The following is an 18071-nucleotide window of genomic DNA, read 5'->3' on the forward strand; positions in this document are numbered from 1 at the left end:
CCGGTCAGTCCTCCCGCACCGCGGCGGTGATCCGGTGCAGCGCGAAGGTGTGCAGCATCTCCGTCCGCTCGTCCTCGGCGCGCAGGTAACCCGCGCCGATCGACACCGGCCGGACCAGCCGGGACGCGGTCGCCCCGTGCGCGTCGACGTACCCGACCCAGACCAGCGCCTTGTCCCGCAGCGCCTGCTGCAGCACCGCCAGCGCGTCGCTGTGACTGTGCGCCGGCATCGGCCCGGCCGCCGCCCGCGCCGCCCCGGCGCGGACCACCGCCGGGGCGCGTCGGGCCGCCCGCGCCGCCGCGTCGCCCCGCCGGATCTGCTCCACCACGCCGAGCAGGCGCGGCATCGCCAGCTTCGGCGCCGCCAGCGGGTCGACGCCCCGGGTGCCCACCGACGCGCGGGCGGGCGCCCGGCGGGTCTTCGGCCGGGCGAGCACCGCCGAGCCGCTGGCGTCCTCCGGCACCGGCGCGTACCCGGCGTCGCGCAACGCGATCAGCATCCGCTGCACCTGGTACGGGGTGACCAGCACCGTCGGGGCCAGCCGGCGGAACGCCAGCGGCTCCAACCGCTTGTCGGCCAGCACCTCCGCGAGCAGCGCCTCGTCGTCACTGCGCACGTACCCGCCGGCGGAGCCGACCCGCAGCCCGCCGTGCTTACGGGCCACGTCGTCCACCAGGTACGTGAGCCCCTGCGGGACCGGGGTACGCGACCGGCGGCGGAACAGGGCGTGCAGGTCCTCGGCGGTGTAGCCCGCGTCCAGGGCCCGCCGGACGCTCGCCGTGGTGACCCGGTGCACGCTGGCCCCACCCGCCGACTCGTGCTCGGCCACCACGTCCAGCTCGGCGGCGAGCGTCGGATCCGGCGGGCCGGGCACCACCACGGACAGGTCGGCCTGCACCAGGAAGTGGTCGACCGGGGCGGGCAGCAGGGCGTCCAGCGCCCGCACCGCGCTCGACGGGTCCCCGCTCTCGGCCTCGGAGCGCAGGCCCAACGGGTCGTCCCCGCCCCGCTCGTCGGCGTCGCTCACGTCGGCCAGCAGCAGCCGCGCGTACGAGGTGAGCGCACCGAGCCCCGTCACGCCGAGCTGCGCCGCCTCGGTCAGCACCTCCCGGTGCGCGGCCTCCCGCCCCCGGCTGCGCCGGGGCGCCCGCCAGTCCAGCAGGGCCAGCACCTCGTCCGGGGTGGGCGCGGTGGCCGGCTCCAGGTCGGCCAGCACCCCGAGCACCGCCCGGCGGGCGGCCGGCGCGCCGGCCCGTTCCGCCTCGGCGGAGAGCACACTGATCGGGCGGTCCCGGTCGTCGCGCTGGCCGACCAGGCCGACCTGGCGGCTCATCGTGAGCCAGGCCCGGGCGAGCTGCTCCCAGCGGTGCGCCAGCGACATCGCCCGCCACACCTCGTACCCGCCGGTGGGCAGCACCTGCTGGTCGGCGCCGTACCGGCCGGTGGTCGCCCCGGGCAGGTCCGCCTCACCGGCCAGCCCCGCCGCGTACGCCACCTCGAGGACCAGCGCGGTGTTCGCCTCCTCCAGCCCCGTCGTGCGGGCCAGCCGGCGCAGGTCACGTACGCCGACGCCGCCCGAGCGCAGCACCGGGGCCGGCTCGGCGGCCAGGCTCTCCAGCAGCGCCTCGGTGTGGCGTACCAGCTCCATGGTCTGCCCGGCCCCGGCGGAGTCGGCCAGCTTCGCCTCGCGGGGCGCGGCGGCCACCGGCGGCGGGCTGGTGCGCAGCGGGCCGAGCGGGCCGCTGTCGCGCCGCAGCAGCAGCCCCACCTCGCGGGGCAGTTCCACGGTGCCGGTGGAGACCCGGACCAGCAGCCGGGCGTCGACCAGCCAGCGCACCGGTGAGCCGGTGGGCGCGCCGCCGTTGGTGGTGTCCGGGGGGAGGTCGTCCTCCGCGCCGACGGCGGGGGCCTGGAGGGCGCCCGGCGGCACGCTGCCCACCGGCGGGCCGGCGGCGAGCCGGTCCAGGACGGCGCGGGCCGACGGGGGAGCGGCGAGCAGCGTCCGGCGCAGCTTCGCGGCGTCCGCGCAGAGCGCCGCCGCCCGCGGGTCCAGCTCCGCGGCCGGTCGCCCCAGCCCCGCCGGGTACGGGGAAACCTCGTCGACGCTGCCGGCGACGCGCAGCGCGTGCTCCGGGCCGTACAGCAGGAAGAGCGCGCGCAGCTTGTCCACCGCGCGCCGGACGGTGGTCGGCGCGGGCGGACGCGGCCCGGCGGTGGCCATCGCCAGCAGGGCCTCGACGGAGGTGGTGCCGTCCTGCGGGTGCCGGGTGAGCCGGGCGGCGTCGAGGACCTGGAGGGTGAACTGGTCCAGCCCGTCCAGCGCGCGGGCCACGGAGACCCGCGACTCGGCCCGGACGGCGAGGGCGGAGACGTCGGCCGGCACCGGCACGACGAGGTCCGGCCGCAGTTGCAGCAGGGCGGCCAGCGACTCGTCGGGCAGGGCGCGCAGGTGGTCGGCGAGTGAGGTGGTCATCGTCGTTCCACGCTAGCCCGCTGCGGGGTGGTCCCGCCCCTCGGACGTCCGGCTGGGTCTCCCGTCGACAGGTACCTTCTCCGGGTGCCCTCTCTGATGGTCGGCTTCGACCTCGACATGACCCTGGTCGACTCACGCCCCGGCATCGCCGCCTGCTACCGGGCCCTGACCGCACGCACCGGTGTGCCGGTCGACGCGGAGCTGGCGGTGTCCCGGCTCGGCCCGCCGCTGCGCACCGAGATCGCGCACTGGTTCCCGCCGGAGCAGGTGGAGGAGGCGGTGACGCTCTACCGCGAGCTCTACCCGGCGTACGCGATCACACCGACGGTGCCGTTGCCGGGCGCCCGGGAGGCGGTGGACGCGGTGCACGCCCGGGGCGGACGGGTGATGGTGGTGACCTCGAAGATCGGCCGGTTGGCCCGGCTGCACCTGGACCACCTGGGGCTGCCCGTCGACGAGCTGGCCGGCGACCTCTTCGCCGAGGAGAAGGCGGCCGCGCTGCGCGCCCACGACGCGACGCTGTACGTGGGCGACCACGTGGCGGACATGGTGGCGGCGGCCGCGGCCGGGGTGCCCGGGTTCGGCGTGGCCACCGGCCCGTGCGACCGCGACGCGTTGCGGGACGCCGGGGCGTACCTGGTGCTGGACGATCTCACCGGATTCCCGGCGGCGCTGGACCGGATCATCGGGCTAGCCTTGGAGCAGTAGACGTTCCGAGCGAAGCAGAGGTTCTTCAGGTGCCGACGGGTCGAGTGAAGTGGTATGACGCGGCCAAGGGATACGGGTTCGTCACCAGCGACGAAGGTGGCGACGTGTTCCTGCCCAAGGGCGCGCTACCGGCGGGTGTCACCGACCTCAAGGGTGGGCAGCGGGTCGACTTCAGCGTGGTGGACAGCCGCCGGGGCGCCCAGGCCATGGGGGTCAAGCTGCTGGAGGCCCCGCCGTCCGTGGCGGAGCTGCGCCGGCGACCGGCCGAGGAGCTGCACGGCCTGGTCGAGGACATGATCAAGGTGCTGGAGGCGAAGGTCCAGCCGGACCTGCGCCGGGGTCGGTTCCCCGACCGCAAGACCGCGCAGAAGATCGCTCAGCTGGTCCACGCGGTGGCGCGCGAGCTGGAGGTCTGAGGTACGAGCCCGGCGTCGGTGGCCCGGCCCAGCAGCGCCTCCACGGCGGCGAACCCCGCGTCCCCCAGGTCGGCGGTGAACTCGTTGACGTAGAGGCCGATGTGCCGGTCCACCACGTCGGGCTCCATCTCCTGCGCGTGCGAGAGCACGTAGTCGCGGCTGGCCTCCGGGTCGGCCCAGGCCTGCCGTACCGACTCGCGGATCCAGCCGGCGGCCTCGACCGGGTCGACCGTGCCCCTGCGGGCCAGGATCGCGCCGAGCGGGATCGGCAGGCCGGTGTCGCCCTCCCACCACTCGCCCAGGTCGACCAGCGCGGTCAGCCCGTGCCGGGGGTAGGTGAACCGGGCCTCGTGGATGACCAGGCCGGCGTCGTACCGCCCGGCGGCCACGGCGGGCATGATCTCGTGGAACGGCACCACCTCGATCCGGGCCGGTGGCCGGCCGGCGGACCAGAGCCGGAAGAGCAGGTACGCCGTGGTCCGGTCGCCCGGCACGGCGACGGTGGCCCCGCTCAGGTCGGTGCGGTCCGGCCCGGTGCCGGAACTGGAGCCGGAGCCGGAGCCGCCCGCGCCCCGGGTGAGGACCAGGGGCCCGCAGCCCCGGCCGAGCGCCCCGCCGCACGGCAGCAGGTGGTAGTCCTCCAGCAGCCAGGGCAGCGCCGCGTAGCTCACCTTCACCAGGTCGAACGCGCCGCGCTCGGCGGCCGTGTTCGTGACGTCCACGTCGGCGTAGGTCACCTCGACCTCCGGTGCGCCGGGCACCCGGCCGTGCACCAGGGCGTGGAAGACGAAGGTGTCGTTGGGGCAGGGCGAGATCGCCAGGGAGAGCGCCACGATCCCCACGGTAGCCCGCTCCCGGGCCGAGGCCCCGCCCGGTGCGCGGTCATCCGGTCGCCTCGCGCGGTGCGGTGCGGTGCGGCGCGGCGCGGTGCGGTGCGGTGCGGTGCGGTGCGGTGCGGTGCGGTGCGGCGTGATCCTGGACCGGAGCCGGGCCGGCGTCACTGCCGGCGTCGGTCGGTCGGATGCTCGGCCCCCCGGCCTCCCACACCACCAGCGGGTGGAGGGTGGAGTACCTGTTCGGGCACTACAGACTTGATCGCACGGATGGATCACGGCGGTGGGTGGGTGCGCTCATCGGCCCCGCGGACTCTGGCGGTCTACGTCCTGCGTGCTGGTGGCCGGTAAGGACGCCCGGTTCATCGCCGAACACCTACGAGCGGGTCCACGTCCTGCGATCACCTACGGGGCGATCCACTCGTGCGATCAGGTCCGTAGCGCGTGAGGGAGACGCTCTGTCCCCAGGCCACCGACTTGTCCACAGGGTTTTCCACAGGCTGGCGGTGGGTGTTGATGACGGCAGTTCGGAGGTCGAGCATGGTCGCCGTGACGTCACCTCCCGCACCCGTCGACCTCGGTGCCACGCTCCGTGCCCTGCGCCGGCGGGCCGACCTGAGCCAGCGTGAGCTGGCCGCGCGGTCGGGGGTGCCGCAGTCGACGATCGGCCGCCTGGAGTCCGGGCAGACCGACGACCCCGGGTTCCGGACGGTCGAGCGGCTGGTACGGGCCGTCTCGGGCTGGCTGGCGATCTGGCTGCCGGGCGCGGAAGACGTGGTCGACGGACGACCCCGCGGCGAGGCGCGCAGTCCTGACGACGGACGCGCCTGCGACGAGGCGCGCAGTCCTGAGGACGGGCAAGGCCGCGACGAGGCGCGTAACCCCGACGGTGGGCGAGGCGGCGACGGCGCGCCGGAGACCTGTTTCCTGCCGGCCGTACCGCACGAAGGGCTGCGGGACGCCGCCGACCGGAACTGCCCGGCCCACCTCGACGCCCGGGAGGTCCGTGAGCCACGGGACTGGCCGGGTGCCTGGTGGACCCCCTGGTTCAACCTGCCGCCCGCGCAGTGGCCGCTGCCGCTGCCCGCGATCACCTACCACCGCGACCGGGAACGGCGGGACCGCCGGCGCAGGTCGGAGCGGGTCCGGCGGAAGTGCGTGGTACGCCGGGTCGAGGACTTTCGGGCACCCACCGGCTGGCGGTTCGTCGCCGAGCTGCCCGATGGTGAGCTGGTGGGTGAACTACGGGCGTACGAGCGAACCCCGCACCTGGCGTACGGGGACGACGAGTCGATGTGGCCGCGTGAGCTGGTGCTCGACGGCATCCTGGTGACGCCTGAGCACCGGGGACTGGGGATCGGGCGGCGCCTGGTGCAGGCGCTGCTCCGGCAGATGGACGAACGGGGTGTCCGGGTGGTGTCCGGAGTCGCCGAGTGGCCGGGGGCGCGGCTGCTGGCGGGCTGCGGCTTCGAGGTCACCCACCGGGCGCCGGTGATGCGGCACGTTCGCCCGTCAGGCCAGCGCCCGGGCCGCCCCGGTCAGGGCCCGGGCCGCCTCGGTCAGGGCGCGGAACGCCTCGGCCATCCGCCACGACCCCCGGTCACGCGGGCCGATCGGGTTGGAGACCGTCCGCAGCTCGACGAAGGGTAGGCCGGCCTGGGCGGCGGCGACGGCCACCCCGTACCCCTCCATCGCCTCGGCGACCGCGGCGGGGTGCCGGTCGGCGAGGGCGCGGGTGCTCGCGGCCGTGCCGGTCACGGTGCTGACGGTCAGGATCTCGCCGGCGGTGGCTGCGGGCAGCGCCGCGCGCAGGGCGGCGAGCAGCTGCGGGTCGGCGTCGACGGCCGGTCCGCCGCCGAGCAGCTCCGGCGGCATGCCCAGCTCGTCGATCGGGATGAAGCCGTCGGGCGACTCCGCGCCCAGATCAGCGGCCACGCTGCGGGTCCCGACGACCATTGCGCCGACGGGTACGCGTCCGGCGAAGCCGCCTGCGATCCCGGTGCTGACCACCGCTCGGTACGGCCGGCCCGCCGCCTCGGCCAGGGTCAGCAGCCGGGCGGTCGCGGCCCCGGCCACCGCCGGACCCACCCCGACCGGCCGGACGGTCACCGCCGGATCGTGCAGACCGGCCCGGACCGCCTCCGCCTCGGCCGGCACGGCGGTCAGCACCAGCAGTCCGGTCACGACACCGGCCCCGGCGACTCCCGCCGCCGTTCGTCGTCAGCGTCACCGGCACGGGGGACGGCCGACGACGGCCGGTAGATGTGGTACCCGGGCGGGGCCAGCCCGGCGTCGTCGGACGGCTGCCCGGTCGGGGCGGGCGAGGTCGGCGCGGCCTGCGCCGCAGCCTCCGCCGCGTCGTCGTCCACCCGGGCCCTGTCCACCAGGGTGTCGCCCCGGCGGTGGCCGTCCCGTTCGGCCTCCTGCGCGGCGGCGGCCCGGTCGGCGGCGGCCTGCGCGGCGGCGGCCCGGTCCGCCTGGGTCGCCTCCCGATCGCGGTCGGCCAACTCCTCGTCGGTGAGCGGCCGGCCCATGAGGCGTTCGGCGCGCAACCGGCCGGCGACCAGCGCACCCCGGGCGGCGGCGAGCACCCCGACCCCGGCGACCACCGCGATGCCGATCCGCCCGTCGAAGGGGACGAGCCCGAGGCCGCCGCCGGCGACGAAGGCGAGCATCAGGGCGGTCTCCGAGTGGGCGAACGAACTGGCCCGCAGCCGCTCCGGGATCCGCTCCTGGATCGAGGCGTCCACGGCCAGCTTGGCGATCCCGCTGCTCGTCGCGGCGACCAGGCAGAGCACCGCCACCATCGGCAGGGAGAACTTCACCGTGGCCAGGACCGCCACGCCCGCCACGATGACCATCGTGCTGGACTGGATGGCCGCCGGCCGGTGGATGCGCAGCCGGGTGCCGAGCGCGGTGGCCAGGAAACTGCCGACGGCCAGGGCCCCGCCGACCAGGCCCAGTGCCACCTGATCGCTCAGTTCCCGGCCGAAGAAGTCGGTGGTCAGGTCGCCCTTCTTCAACGCGAACGCCAGGAAGAGCAGCAGGAAGCCGTAGAGCGCGCGCAGCGCCGCGGCCCCGATCAGGGTGGCGATCACCAGCCGCCCGGCCGGACGGCCCCGGCCCAGCGGACGGTCACCGTCGCGGCGCAACGCCCGCAGCGGTCGGGGCACCCGCTCCGGCGGCTCGGAGTCCGCCTTCGGCGGCAGCCGCAGCGCGATCACCATGCCGACCAGGAAGATCACCGATGCGACCCGGAGCGGCCACTGCGGCCCGAACCAGAACGCGGCCAACCCGATCGGAGCCACCAACGCCCCGGCCACCGTGCCGTAGACGCTGGCCCGGGCCCCGACCTGGGAGAGCCCGAGGCCCTCCGGCAGCAGCCGAGGCACGGCGGCCGAGCGGGCCACGCCGTACGCGCGGGAGAGCGCCAGCACGCCGAACGCGGCCGGGTAGAGCCCGAAGCCGCCGATGTAGTCCGAGATCAGCCAGGCCAGGAAGGCCCGGCCGAGCATGGTGGTGGCCAGGGCGTACCGGCGGCCGTGGCGGAAGTGGTCGAGCAGCGGGCCGACCACCGGCGCGAGCATGGCGAAGGGCACCATCGTGACCAGTAGGTAGAGCGCCACCTTGCTGCGCGCCTCGCCGAGCGGGACGTCGAAGAAGATCGTCCCGGCCAGCCCGATCGCGATCAGCGTGTCGCCCGCGCAGGAGATCGCGTGCAGGTCGAAGAGGCGGACCATGCCGACCTCGTTGCCCGCCCCCTTGGCCCGGGCCGAGCCGGCCCGCCGGGTCATCCAGCGCCCGCCGCTGACCGAGCCGCGGAGCAGCAGACGTACGGCGCGGACGCCCGTGCCCACGGTCCGGCCGAGGACGGACCGCCCGGAGCGGGAGGACAGCGGCATGTGCACCATCCTCGCCCATCCGCTCCACGCGCGTCGCGCCAGTGGCCCAAGAGGCTGCCCGGGGAGTCATCGGGGAGTCCCTGTCGGGCGGCGGCGCGCATGGGGAACAATGGTCGGGTGACCAGGCCCGCCTCCACCCGTGCCGCCCGCCTCGACCAGGTCTGCGCCGCCGCCGTCGAGGTGGCGCGCGACGCCATCACCGAGGTGGAGCCCTCCGACGTCGGCGACCATCTGCGCGCCGTCGCCGAGGGTGATCGGGTCGTCACGCACTATTTCGAATGTCTGCTGGCCGGTTACCGGGGCTGGCGCTGGGCCGTGACCGTCACCCGGGTGGCGCGGAGCAAACACGTCACCGTCTGCGAGACGGTGCTGCTGCCCGGCTCGGACGCGCTGCTCGCCCCCGGCTGGGTGCCCTGGCAGGAGCGGCTCAAGCCGGGCGACCTGGGGCCGGGCGACCTGCTCCCCACCCCGCCGGACGACGAGCGTCTCGCCCCCGGCTACCTGCTCTCCGACGACCCGGCGGTGGAGGAGGTCTCCTGGGAACTCGGCCTCGGCCGGCCCCGGGTGCTGTCCCGCGAGGGGCGTGCCGACACGGCCCAGCGCTGGTACGACGGCGACCACGGCCCGTCGGCGCCGATCTCGGTCGCCGCTCCGGCCGCCGCCCGGTGTGGCACCTGTGGCTTCTACCTGCCGCTCGCCGGCGCGCTGCGGCGGTCCTTCGGCGCCTGCGGCAACTTCTACGCCCCGGACGACGGCCGGGTGGTCAGCGCCGACCACGGCTGCGGCGCGCACTCCGAGACGCTGGTCGAGACCGCCGAGTCCGCGGTCGAGGAGTTGCCGACGGTCTACGACGACAGCGCGGTGGAGGCCATGTCGGTCAGCCGGGCCCCCGGGTCGGTGGAGGCCGCCGAGCCGGGCGAGCCGTACGGCCACCCCTGACCGTCCCGGCCGGCGTCGTGACGCGCCGGCCCTCACGCTCGACGGCTCAGCCCTGACGGGCGCGCGACGGCTCAGTCGCGACGGACGCCCGGCCGGCTCAGCCCTGAAGCGTGGCCTGCCGGCGGCGACGCCGGTTGGCGTCGTGCCGCATCATCACCGCCAGTCCGGGAAAGCCCCACAGGAATCCGGCCAGGCAGGTCCAGAGCCAGTTCTCGTGCCCGTGCTCGGTGAGCCACCCGCGGAAGAAGACCAGCAGGACGAGGCCGGCGACGGCCCAGGCGATCAGCCCGGCGACCGCGAACGGCACCATCGGCGGGTCGAGCGGCTCGGGGCGCGGCGGTTGTTCCTGTGGCACGGGGCAAAGCGTACGCGATCAACTTTTCCTGTCGGCCCCTGATCTGGGACGATGCGCGCGACAACGGAAGATCACCTGCGAGGACCTGATGGCCATTGCGCCGCCGGACAACGGCACCCCGCCCGATCCCGCCCACCCGCGGAGCGGTTTCGACCGATTCTTCGAGATCTCCGCCCGTGGCTCGACGATGAGCCGCGAGGTCCGGGGTGGACTTGCGACCTTCTTCACGATGGCGTACATCGTGGTCCTGAACCCGCTGATCCTGGGCGGCGCCGTCGACGGTGACGGCAAGAAGCTCTCGATCCCCGCGATCGCCGCCGCGACCGCGCTGGTCGCCGGCCTGATGACGATGCTGATGGGTGTCGTCGGCCGGTTCCCGATGGCGCTCGCCGCCGGCCTGGGCGTGAACGCGCTGGTCGCCTACGAGATCGCTCCGGAGATGACCTGGGCCGACGCGATGGGCCTGGTGGTGATCGAGGGTGTGATCATCGCGGTCCTCGTGCTCACCGGCCTGCGGACCGCCGTGTTCCGTTCGGTCCCGACCCAGATGAAGACGGCGATCGGCGTCGGCATCGGCCTGTTCCTCACCATCATCGGCCTGGTCGACGCCGGGTTCGTCCGGCGGATCCCGGACGCGGCCAACACCACCGTGCCGGTCGGGCTGGGCATCAACGGCAAGATCGTCAGCTGGCCGATGCTGGTCTTCGTGGTCGGCCTGCTGGTGACCCTGGTGCTGGTGGTACGCCGGGTGCGCGGCGCGATCCTGATCGGCATCCTCGCCTCCACCGTGCTGGCGATCGTCGTGGAGGCGGTCGCCAACGTCGGCCCGTCGTTCGTGGACGGCAAGCCCAACCCCAAGGGCTGGTCGCTCAACGTGCCGGAGCTGCCCCGGCAGATCGTGGACGTCCCCGACCTGTCCCTGCTGGGCAACTTCAACGTGCTGAACTCGTGGAGCCGGGCCGGCTGGCTGGTGCCGCTGATGTTCGTCTTCACCCTGTTGATCACGGACTTCTTCGACACCATGGGCACGATGGTCGCGATCGGCCAGGAGGGCAGCATGCTCGACGAGCAGGGCACCCCGCCGCGGGCGAAGGAGATCCTGCTGGTCGACTCGATCGCCGCGGCGGCGGGTGGCGCGGCGAGCGTCTCCAGCAACACGTCGTACATCGAGAGCGCCGCCGGTGTGGCGGAGGGCGCCCGGACCGGGGTGGCCAACCTGGTCACCGGCGCCCTGTTCCTGCTGGCGATGTTCCTCGCGCCGCTGTCGTTGGTGGTGCCGTTCGAGGCGGCCTCGACGGCGCTGGTGGTGGTCGGTTTCCTGATGATGACCGCGGTACGCACCATCGACTGGACCGACTACGAGATCGCCATCCCGGCGTTCCTCACCATCACCCTCATGCCGTTCACGTACTCGATCTCCAACGGCATCGGCGCCGGCATCATCTCGTACGTGGTGCTGAAGTTGGCCAAGGGGAAGGCGCGCGACGTCCACCCGCTGCTGTACGGCGTGGCCGTGCTCTTCATCCTGTACTTCCTGCGCGGGCCGATCGAGTCCGTGCTGTAACGCCACCACCCGCTCCGGGCCGGGGAGTCGAACCGGATACCCGGCCCGGAGCAGGGCAAACTTCTCGTGAGCATGGTCATATCGCGTGTCGTTAGCCAGGCTCATTAGTTAAGCTAACGACTGTGACGGAGCGGACGGTGACGGCGAACCGCGTGCCACCGGCGCAGCTGGCACCTCAGCTGCGTGATGCGATAACCCGACTCAACCGGAGGGTCCGGCAGGCCCGCCCGGTGGGAGACCTGACGGTCACCCAGCTCTCCGCGCTCACCAGCCTCAAGCTGGCGGGCGCGTTGACGCCCCGGGAACTGGCCGACATCGAGCGGGTGCAACCGCCGACGATGACGAAGATCGTCGCGAAGTTGGAGGAGCGCGGCCTCGTGCAGCGCACCCCCCATCCGACCGACGGTCGCCAGGTCATCCTCGCGGCGACCGAGGGGGGTCGGGCCGTGCTCGAACAGTTCGAGCGGGCCCGCAACGAGTGGCTGGCCGACCGGCTGGCCGCGCTCACGGAGGGCGAACGGGACACGCTACGGCGGGCCGCCGAGATCCTCCAGCAGCTCGCTCGCGCCTGAGCACCCGTACCGCCGGGTCCGCGCCGTCCGTTGTGGATACGGCGTACGACCCGAGGAGGCGCACCAAGAGTGCAGGCGAAGCTGAGCACGATGTTCCAGTCCCTACAGGTCCGCAACTACCGGCTCTTCGCATCCGGGCAGCTGATCAAGCTGATCGGCGTCTGGATGATGTTCATCGCCCAGGACTGGCTCGTCCTCGAGCTCACCGACGACTCCGCCACCGCGCTCGGCGTGGTCACCGCGCTCCAGTTCACCCCGGTGCTGCTGCTCACCCTCCTCTCCGGCCGGCTCGCCGACCGGTACGACAAGCGCATGCTGCTCTTCGTCGCCAACGCCTTCTGGACGGTGCTGGCGCTGGGCATGGCCGCCCTGGTGATCACCGACCTGGTCCAGCTCTGGCACGTCTTCGCCTTCGCCGCCCTGCTCGGCGTCGCGAACGCGGTGGAGACCCCGGTGCGGCAGGCGTTCGTCAGCGAGCTGGTCGGGACGCCGCTGCTGCCCAACGCGCTCTCCCTCAACGCGGCCACGTTCAACTCGGCGCGGATCGTCGGGCCCGCCGTCGCCGGCCTGGCCATCGCCGCCTTCGACGTCGGGCCGGTCTTCCTGGTCACCGCGCTCAGCTCGATCGCCCCGCTGGTCAACGTGATCAGGATGCGTCCGGCCGAGCTGCACCGGGAGGCGCTGCTGCCGCGCGACGAACGGGCGTCGGCGAAGGTGATCGACGGGCTGCGCTACGTGCGCCGCCGCCCCGACCTGCTGCTGCCGATGGTGATGATCTCGGTGATCGCCACCTCGCTCTTCAACTTCCAGCTCACCCTGGCCGCGTTGGCCAAGACCGTCTTCGACACCGGGGCGGCGTCCTTCGGGCTGTTCAGCAGCGCGCTCGCGGTCGGCGCCCTGGTCGGGGCGCTGGCCGGCACCGGACGGCGCAGCCGCCCCTCGGTGTGGCTCGTGCTCGGCGCGGCGGTCGCCTGTGCCACCTTCGGCACCCTGGTCGGGCTCGCACCGGCGTACTGGCTGGTGGTGGCGCTGCTGCTGCCGACCGGGTTCTTCATGGTCTTCTTCGCCCAGGCGGCCAACCAGCGGATCCAGCTCGGCACCGACGCCGCCTTCCGGGGCCGGGTGATGGCGCTGTGGGTGCTCGTCTTCCTCGGCACCAACCCGGTCGGCGCGCCGCTCATCGGCTGGGTCGCCGAGACGTACGGCGCGGGGGCCAGCATCTGGATCGGCGGGCTGATCTCGCTGGCGACCGCCCTGCTGGCGCTCACCTGGCAGCTTCGGCGCGACGGTGCCCGGCTCCGCTTCCGGGTGCTGCCCATGCCCCGCTTCTACGTCGTCTCCGCCCCGGACTGCTGACCCCGGCCCGCGCCACTCGCGGCGGCGGGATTCCCGGCCGGACTCCGCCATCCGGGAAGGCGGACAGGTTTCGCGTCCGGATAACGGCAATCCGCTGGCGGACACCCGGCGTGGGCCTTAGCGTCGATACGTGGGAGGCGGAAGCGGGGCCCTGACACTGGCACTGATGGTCCTCGCCGTGGCGTGCCTACCGGTCCTGATCGCCCTGCTGTTCTGCTTCGACGAGATCGCCGACCGGGTCGCCTGCGGCTGGGCGGAGTGGCGGGAGCGACGCCGCGAACGGCGTACCATCGCCCGGCTGGACCGCTCCTTCGGCCCGGACGCCTTCGCCCTGGACATCGACCTGAGCCGGCTCGACCGGCCGGACCGGCGGCCACTCGAACTCATCGCCGCCGACCTGCGCCGCCTCGGCGAGCACCGGCTCGCCGCGGGCGGTCGCTCGGTGGTCTGGCACAGCTCGGTCATCGAGGCGTACGACGAGCGGCTCCGGGCCGCGTGCCGGGCGCTGGGCATCGGAGAGCACCTGAGCGAGCTGACCGGGGTCGACCGGGAGATCGAGCGGGTGCGCGTCGAAGGGCTGCTCGCCCTGGCCGGGCTGGACCTGCCGACCACCCGCGCCGGCCGCCGGCCCCGTGACCGGCGGGCGTGAGACTCTTCGTCGCGGTCTACCCACCACCGGCCGCCGTCGCGGACCTGACCGCCCGGATCGCCGGGCTGCGGGTCGGCGCGGCCCGCGCCGCCGGCATCAACGTACGCCTCGCCGACCCGGCGCAGCTGCACGTCACGCTCGCCTTCCTCGGCGAGGTGGAGGCCGACCGCCTGATCGACGTGGAGAGCACCCTGGGCCTCGCCGTCGAGACCGCCCGGCGGAGTTGGCAGAGCGCACCCCGGCTGAGCCTGGGCGGCGGTGGACGCTTCGGGCGCGGCCGGTTCACCGTCCTCTGGGTCGACCTGCTCGGAGAGGTGGAGGCGCTGCACGTGCTGGGCCGGCTGATCCGGTCCGGGCTGCGTTGCAACCGCCTCCCGCACGACGACCGGCCGTTCCGTCCGCACCTGACCGTCGCCCGCCCCGGCGACCGCATCGACCGGTCCGAGGTGGAGGCCGACCGGGCCGCCCTCGACGAGTACCGGGGCCCGGAGTGGCCCGCCACCGAACTGGTCCTGGTCCGCAGCCACCAGGGCCCCCGCCCCACGTACGACCGCCTGGCGGCCTGGCCCCTCTGAGCGGCCCACCGGGAGGGGCGCGAGATGCGGCGAGTCGCGGTGACCCGACATCGGGACACCGCGACTCGCCGCAACTGGTGTCAGGCGAAGGCGGCCGGTCGGCTCACCAGGCCCACGCCTCCGGGCCCGGGCCGCCGTTGCCGACCGGCGGGAACAGCTCGTCGAGCCGCTCCTGCGTCGCCTCGTCGATGTCGACGGTCAGCGCGCCGAGGGTGCGGTCGAGCTGGTCGACGGTGCGCGGGCCGATGATCGGGGCGGTCACCCCGGGCCGGGAGAGCAGCCAGCCGAGCGCCACGTCGGCCGGGTCGTGGCCGAGGTCCGCGCAGAACTTCTCGTACGCCTCGATGGTCGACCGGTGTTCGGCCAGCGCGTCGGCGGCCCGGCCGCTGGTGCCGCGTGCCGCGCCGCCCTCGGCCATCTTCCGGATGACCCCGCTGAGCAGCCCGCCGTGCAGCGGCGACCAGGGGATGACACCCAGCCCGTGGTGCTGCGCGGCGGGGATCACCTCAAGCTCGACGTGCCGGGTCAGCAGGTTGTAGATCGACTGCTCGGCGACGAGGCCGAGGAAGTTGCGCTTCGCGGCGGCGGCCTGCGCCTGGGCGATGTGCCAACCGGCGAAGTTGGACGATCCGACGTAGATCACCTTGCCCTGGGCGACCAGCGTCTCCATCGCCTGCCAGATCTCCTCCCACGGGGTGCTCCGGGAGACGTGGTGCATCTGGTAGAGGTCGATCACGTCGGTCTGGAGCCGGCGCAGCGAGTCCTCGCAGGCCCGGACGATGTGCCGGGCGCTCAGGCCCTGCTCGTTCGGCCAGTCGCCCATCTTGCCGTACACCTTGGTGGCGAGGACGACCTTGTCGCGCCGCCCGCCGCCCTGGGCGAACCAACGGCCGATGATCTGTTCGGTGATTCCCTCACCGGTCTGCCAGCCGTAGACGTTGGCGGTGTCGAAGAAGTTGATGCCGTGTTCCAGCGCGCGGTCCATGATGGCGAAGCTGTCCGGCTCGCTGGTCTGCGGCCCGAAGTTCATCGTGCCGAGGCAGAGCCGGCTCACCGAGAGACCGGTGCGTCCCAGATTCGTGTACTCCATGGATCCACCCTGGCACGCGGGCACTTAGAGTGCCTCACGACAACTCCGGTTCGGTGCGGCTGACGCCGCGCCGCGACCCGGAGCCGTCGCGTGCCAGGGTGGGCCGTGGATCAGGAGGACTCGCGGGCCGCCGGACCGCTGCCGAAGAGGACGTCGTCCCAGCTCGGCAGCCGCTTGCGCGGCTTGCCACCGGCCTCGGCGGTCTCGCCACCGGCGGCGGCCGCCGCGGCGCCCGTGCGGCGCGGCCGCAGCACCGCCAGCGACGGTACGGCCGGGACCTCCTTGGGCGCGTCCGAGTCGTCGTCGAAGGCGGAACCCTGACCGCCGCCGAGCAGCGCCGCCGCGCCCCCGCCGACGGCCCGCTGCCGGGGCGCCTCGGGGCCGGCCATCGCGGCCGGGGAGCGCGGGTCGAGCCCACGGCCGGAGGTGCCGCCGAGCGGCCGGTCGAGGGAGGCGAGCAGGGCGTCACGCCCGGCCCGGATCGGGTCCCGGCCCGGACGCGGCTCGGTGGCCGCCGGCAGGCCGTGCCCGCCCCGGCTCGGCTCGCCGCGCGACGGGCCGGGCAGCGCGTGGCCGCCCCGTTCCGGCGCGGGCTCCTGGCCGAGGATCGGCGTCGGACGCTCGGCGCACAGATACTGCGCCATGTCGTCGTGCGGGGCGACGTTCTGCCGGGTCTTGTCGAGGTCCCAGACCGCCTGCGCGGTGGCCTTGCCCGACGGCCAGGTGGCGATGATCCGCCAGGTGCCGTCGTCGCGCCGGTAGGCGTCCCAGGAGATCTTCTCGGTGTCGATCCCGTGCTGGGCCAGCCGGCCGTTGACCACCTCGGCGAGCGGGGTGGGCTTCTCGGCGCCCTTGAGCCGGGTGCGCCGGGCGTGCTGGGCGAGCATGGCCCGCTCCTGGAGCACCGGGCCGGCGTACCGCAGGACACGGTCGACCGGGACGCCGGCGATCCGCGCGACGTCCTCGGCGGACTCGCCGGAGCGGATCCGGGCCTGGATGTCCCGCGGGGAGAGCGACGGGGTCGGGTCGGCGGCGGCCGGCACCACGGAGAGTGGTGCGGCACCGGGCTCGGCGTGCAGCGCCGAGGCGATGCGGTCGTCGATGGGGAGGGCGAGCAGACGCCCGACCTCGTCGGCGAGAACCAGAGCCTGGCCGTCCTCGGAGAGGGCGACGAAGCGTACTGGGCGCATGGCGTTGCCTCCGTCCCGCTTCGCTGGCCGTCACGCCACGAGCCGGCCACCCGGGCGTCTCGCACCACCGTACGCTCATCTACCCGAAGGTGGGGGATGCGACACCCGCATGTCGCGACTGAGCTGCGGCGATCGTCACGGTGGGTGGCAACGGGAGCCTTCCCGGCCACCCACCGTGACGGTTGGTCAGAGTCGCTCGACCACGTAGTCGATGGAGGCGGTCAGCGCCTCCACGTCGGCCGGCTCGACCGCAGGGAAGAGCGCCACCCGCAGCTGGTTGCGGCCCAGCTTCCGGTACGGCTCGGTGTCCACGATGCCGTTGGCGCGCAGCGCCTTGGCGATCGCCGTGGCGTCCACCCCGTCGGCGAAGTCGATGGTGGCGACCACGTTGGAGCGCAGCGCCGGGTCGGTGACGAACGGCGTGGCCACCTCGGAGCGCTCCGCCCAGCCGTACACGATGCCCGCGCTCTCGGCGGTGCGCTTGGCCGCCCAGGCCAGGCCGCCCTGCGAGTTCATCCAGTCGGTCTGCTCCGCGGCCAGGAAGATGGTGGCCAGCGCCGGCGTGTTGTACGTCTGCTCCAGCCGCGAGTTGTCGATCGCGGTGACCAGGTCGAGGAAGGCCGGGATGTAACGGCCCGAGGACTTGATCTCGGTGGCCCGCTCCAGCGCGGCCGGCGACATCAGGGCCAGCCAGAGACCGCCGTCGGAGCCGAAGCACTTCTGCGGGGCGAAGTAGTAGACGTCGGTCTCGCCGACGTTGACGTCCAGCCCGCCCGCGCCGGAGGTGGCGTCGACCAGCAGCAGCGAGCCCTCGTCGGCGCCCGGCACCCGGCTGATCGGCACCGCCACGCCGGTGGAGGTCTCGTTGTGCGGGGTGGCGTAGACGTCCACCCCGGCCTCGGCGACCAGGGTCGGGGCGCTGCCCGCCGCCGACTTGCGCACGGTCGGCTCGCCCAGGAACGGCGCGTCGGAGACCGACTTGGCGAACTTGGCGCCGAACTCGCCGAAGCTGGCGAACTGGGCCCGGTCGCGGACCAGGCCGAAGGTGGCGACCTCCCAGAAGGCGGTGGTGCCACCGTTGCCGATGATCACCTCGTAGCCCTCGGGCAGGGAGAAGAACTCGGCGATGCCCCGGCGCAGCCGGGCCACCTCGTCGCGGACGGTCTTCTGCCGGTGCGAGGTGCCCAGGTAGCTGGTCGCCACGTCGGCGAGGGCGGAGACGGCCGCCGGACGGACCTTGGACGGCCCGCAGCCGAACCGCCCGTCGGCGGGCTTGATGTCGTCAGGGATCCGGATGGTCGGTGCGTCAGCCACGGTTGTCTCGATCCTTCCGCATGGGCGAGGGCGGGCCCGTACAACGGGCACGGATCGACGGCGGCCTCGCGCGCCTCGACGCGCGGGGCCCGTGGTCCGAGCCCGTTCCGGCGGCACTGCCGTGCCCTCATCCTC

At 74.1% G+C, this 18071-nt stretch carries 16 protein-coding genes and 1 pseudogene; 9 read left to right on the forward strand and 8 right to left on the reverse strand.

Translation table 11 applies throughout. From position 1 onward, the window contains the following. Positions 1-4 precede the first annotated feature (4 nt). A complete protein-coding gene (locus ACPFP2_RS10540; RefSeq protein ID WP_424088468.1) occupies positions 5-2473 on the reverse strand; it encodes a helicase-associated domain-containing protein in 2469 nt (822 codons plus the stop codon). Positions 2474-2557: 84 nt separating this feature from the next. On the opposite strand from ACPFP2_RS10540, the gene ACPFP2_RS10545 reads away from it, so the two are divergent. Continuing rightward, positions 2558-3181 carry an HAD family hydrolase gene (locus tag ACPFP2_RS10545; RefSeq protein WP_424088469.1) on the forward strand — a complete coding sequence of 208 codons (624 nt, stop codon included), beginning with the start codon at positions 2558-2560 and terminating at the stop codon, positions 3179-3181. 29 nt (positions 3182-3210) lie between these two features. Beyond that, positions 3211-3597, forward strand: coding sequence for a cold-shock protein (locus tag ACPFP2_RS10550; protein ID WP_088997128.1), 387 nt, complete (start codon positions 3211-3213; stop codon positions 3595-3597). Here the strand turns inward: ACPFP2_RS10550 and ACPFP2_RS10555 are convergent. After that, on the reverse strand, positions 3558-4430 hold the full coding sequence (locus ACPFP2_RS10555) for a 1,4-dihydroxy-6-naphthoate synthase (RefSeq protein WP_424088471.1): 873 nt from the start codon (positions 4428-4430) through the stop codon (positions 3558-3560). The genes ACPFP2_RS10550 and ACPFP2_RS10555 overlap by 40 nt on opposite strands. Positions 4431-4970: 540 nt before the next feature. Here ACPFP2_RS10555 and ACPFP2_RS10560 point away from each other — a divergent pair. Further along, positions 4971-5897 (forward strand): annotated as a pseudogene (locus ACPFP2_RS10560) (GNAT family N-acetyltransferase); the annotation flags it as partial. Positions 5898-5942: 45 nt separating this feature from the next. On the opposite strand, the gene ACPFP2_RS10565 reads toward ACPFP2_RS10560, so the two are convergent. Together ACPFP2_RS10565 and ACPFP2_RS10570 are read right to left on the reverse strand one after the other, a co-directional pair. Beyond that, positions 5943-6614, reverse strand: coding sequence for a futalosine hydrolase (locus ACPFP2_RS10565; RefSeq protein WP_424088472.1), 672 nt, complete (start codon positions 6612-6614; stop codon positions 5943-5945). After that, positions 6611-8332, reverse strand: coding sequence for an MFS transporter (locus ACPFP2_RS10570; protein WP_424088473.1), 1722 nt, complete (start codon positions 8330-8332; stop codon positions 6611-6613). The genes ACPFP2_RS10565 and ACPFP2_RS10570 overlap by 4 nt, the downstream gene beginning before the upstream one ends. 99 nt (positions 8333-8431) lie before the next feature. Between ACPFP2_RS10570 and ACPFP2_RS10575 the strand changes: the two genes are divergently transcribed. Next, a complete protein-coding gene (locus ACPFP2_RS10575) occupies positions 8432-9271 on the forward strand; it encodes a DUF3027 domain-containing protein (protein ID WP_424088474.1) in 840 nt (279 codons plus the stop codon). Positions 9272-9368: 97 nt separating this feature from the next. Here ACPFP2_RS10575 and ACPFP2_RS10580 read toward each other — a convergent pair whose 3' ends face one another. Further along, a complete protein-coding gene (locus ACPFP2_RS10580; protein ID WP_424088475.1) occupies positions 9369-9626 on the reverse strand; it encodes a DUF2530 domain-containing protein in 258 nt (85 codons plus the stop codon). Positions 9627-9714: 88 nt separating this feature from the next. Here ACPFP2_RS10580 and ACPFP2_RS10585 point away from each other — a divergent pair, with 88 nt between their 5' ends. From ACPFP2_RS10585 to thpR, 5 genes are all read left to right on the forward strand, one after another. Beyond that, positions 9715-11190, forward strand: coding sequence for an NCS2 family permease (locus tag ACPFP2_RS10585; RefSeq protein ID WP_424088476.1), 1476 nt, complete (start codon positions 9715-9717; stop codon positions 11188-11190). Positions 11191-11312: 122 nt separating this feature from the next. Beyond that, positions 11313-11762, forward strand: a complete 450-nt coding sequence (locus ACPFP2_RS10590; RefSeq protein ID WP_172892462.1) for a MarR family winged helix-turn-helix transcriptional regulator — start codon at positions 11313-11315, stop codon at positions 11760-11762. Positions 11763-11831: 69 nt separating this feature from the next. Then, positions 11832-13118: an MFS transporter gene (locus ACPFP2_RS10595; RefSeq protein WP_424088477.1), complete on the forward strand. Its 1287-nt coding sequence runs from the start codon at positions 11832-11834 to the stop codon at positions 13116-13118. Positions 13119-13284: 166 nt separating this feature from the next. Continuing rightward, complete coding sequence (locus ACPFP2_RS10600) at positions 13285-13767, forward strand: hypothetical protein (RefSeq protein WP_424088478.1); 483 nt, start codon at positions 13285-13287, stop codon at positions 13765-13767. After that, complete coding sequence (gene thpR, locus ACPFP2_RS10605; protein WP_424088479.1) at positions 13764-14342, forward strand: RNA 2',3'-cyclic phosphodiesterase; 579 nt, start codon at positions 13764-13766, stop codon at positions 14340-14342. Before ACPFP2_RS10600 ends, thpR begins: the two co-directional genes overlap by 4 nt. 103 nt (positions 14343-14445) lie before the next feature. Here thpR and ACPFP2_RS10610 read toward each other — a convergent pair whose 3' ends face one another. The 3 genes from ACPFP2_RS10610 to serC all read right to left on the reverse strand — a co-directional run bounded on the left by ACPFP2_RS10610 (position 14446) and on the right by serC (position 17936). After that, positions 14446-15432, reverse strand: coding sequence for an aldo/keto reductase (locus ACPFP2_RS10610; protein WP_424088480.1), 987 nt, complete (start codon positions 15430-15432; stop codon positions 14446-14448). A gap of 110 nt (positions 15433-15542) precedes the next feature. Next, positions 15543-16622: a septation protein SepH gene (gene sepH, locus ACPFP2_RS10615; protein WP_424088481.1), complete on the reverse strand. Its 1080-nt coding sequence runs from the start codon at positions 16620-16622 to the stop codon at positions 15543-15545. Positions 16623-16808: 186 nt separating this feature from the next. Next, positions 16809-17936: a phosphoserine transaminase gene (gene serC, locus ACPFP2_RS10620; protein WP_424088482.1), complete on the reverse strand. Its 1128-nt coding sequence runs from the start codon at positions 17934-17936 to the stop codon at positions 16809-16811. Between the last annotated feature and the right edge of the window lie 135 nt (positions 17937-18071).

This window comes from Micromonospora citrea (assembly GCF_049629545.1).
GTDB classification, from domain to species: Bacteria; Actinomycetota; Actinomycetes; order Mycobacteriales; family Micromonosporaceae; genus Micromonospora; species Micromonospora citrea_A.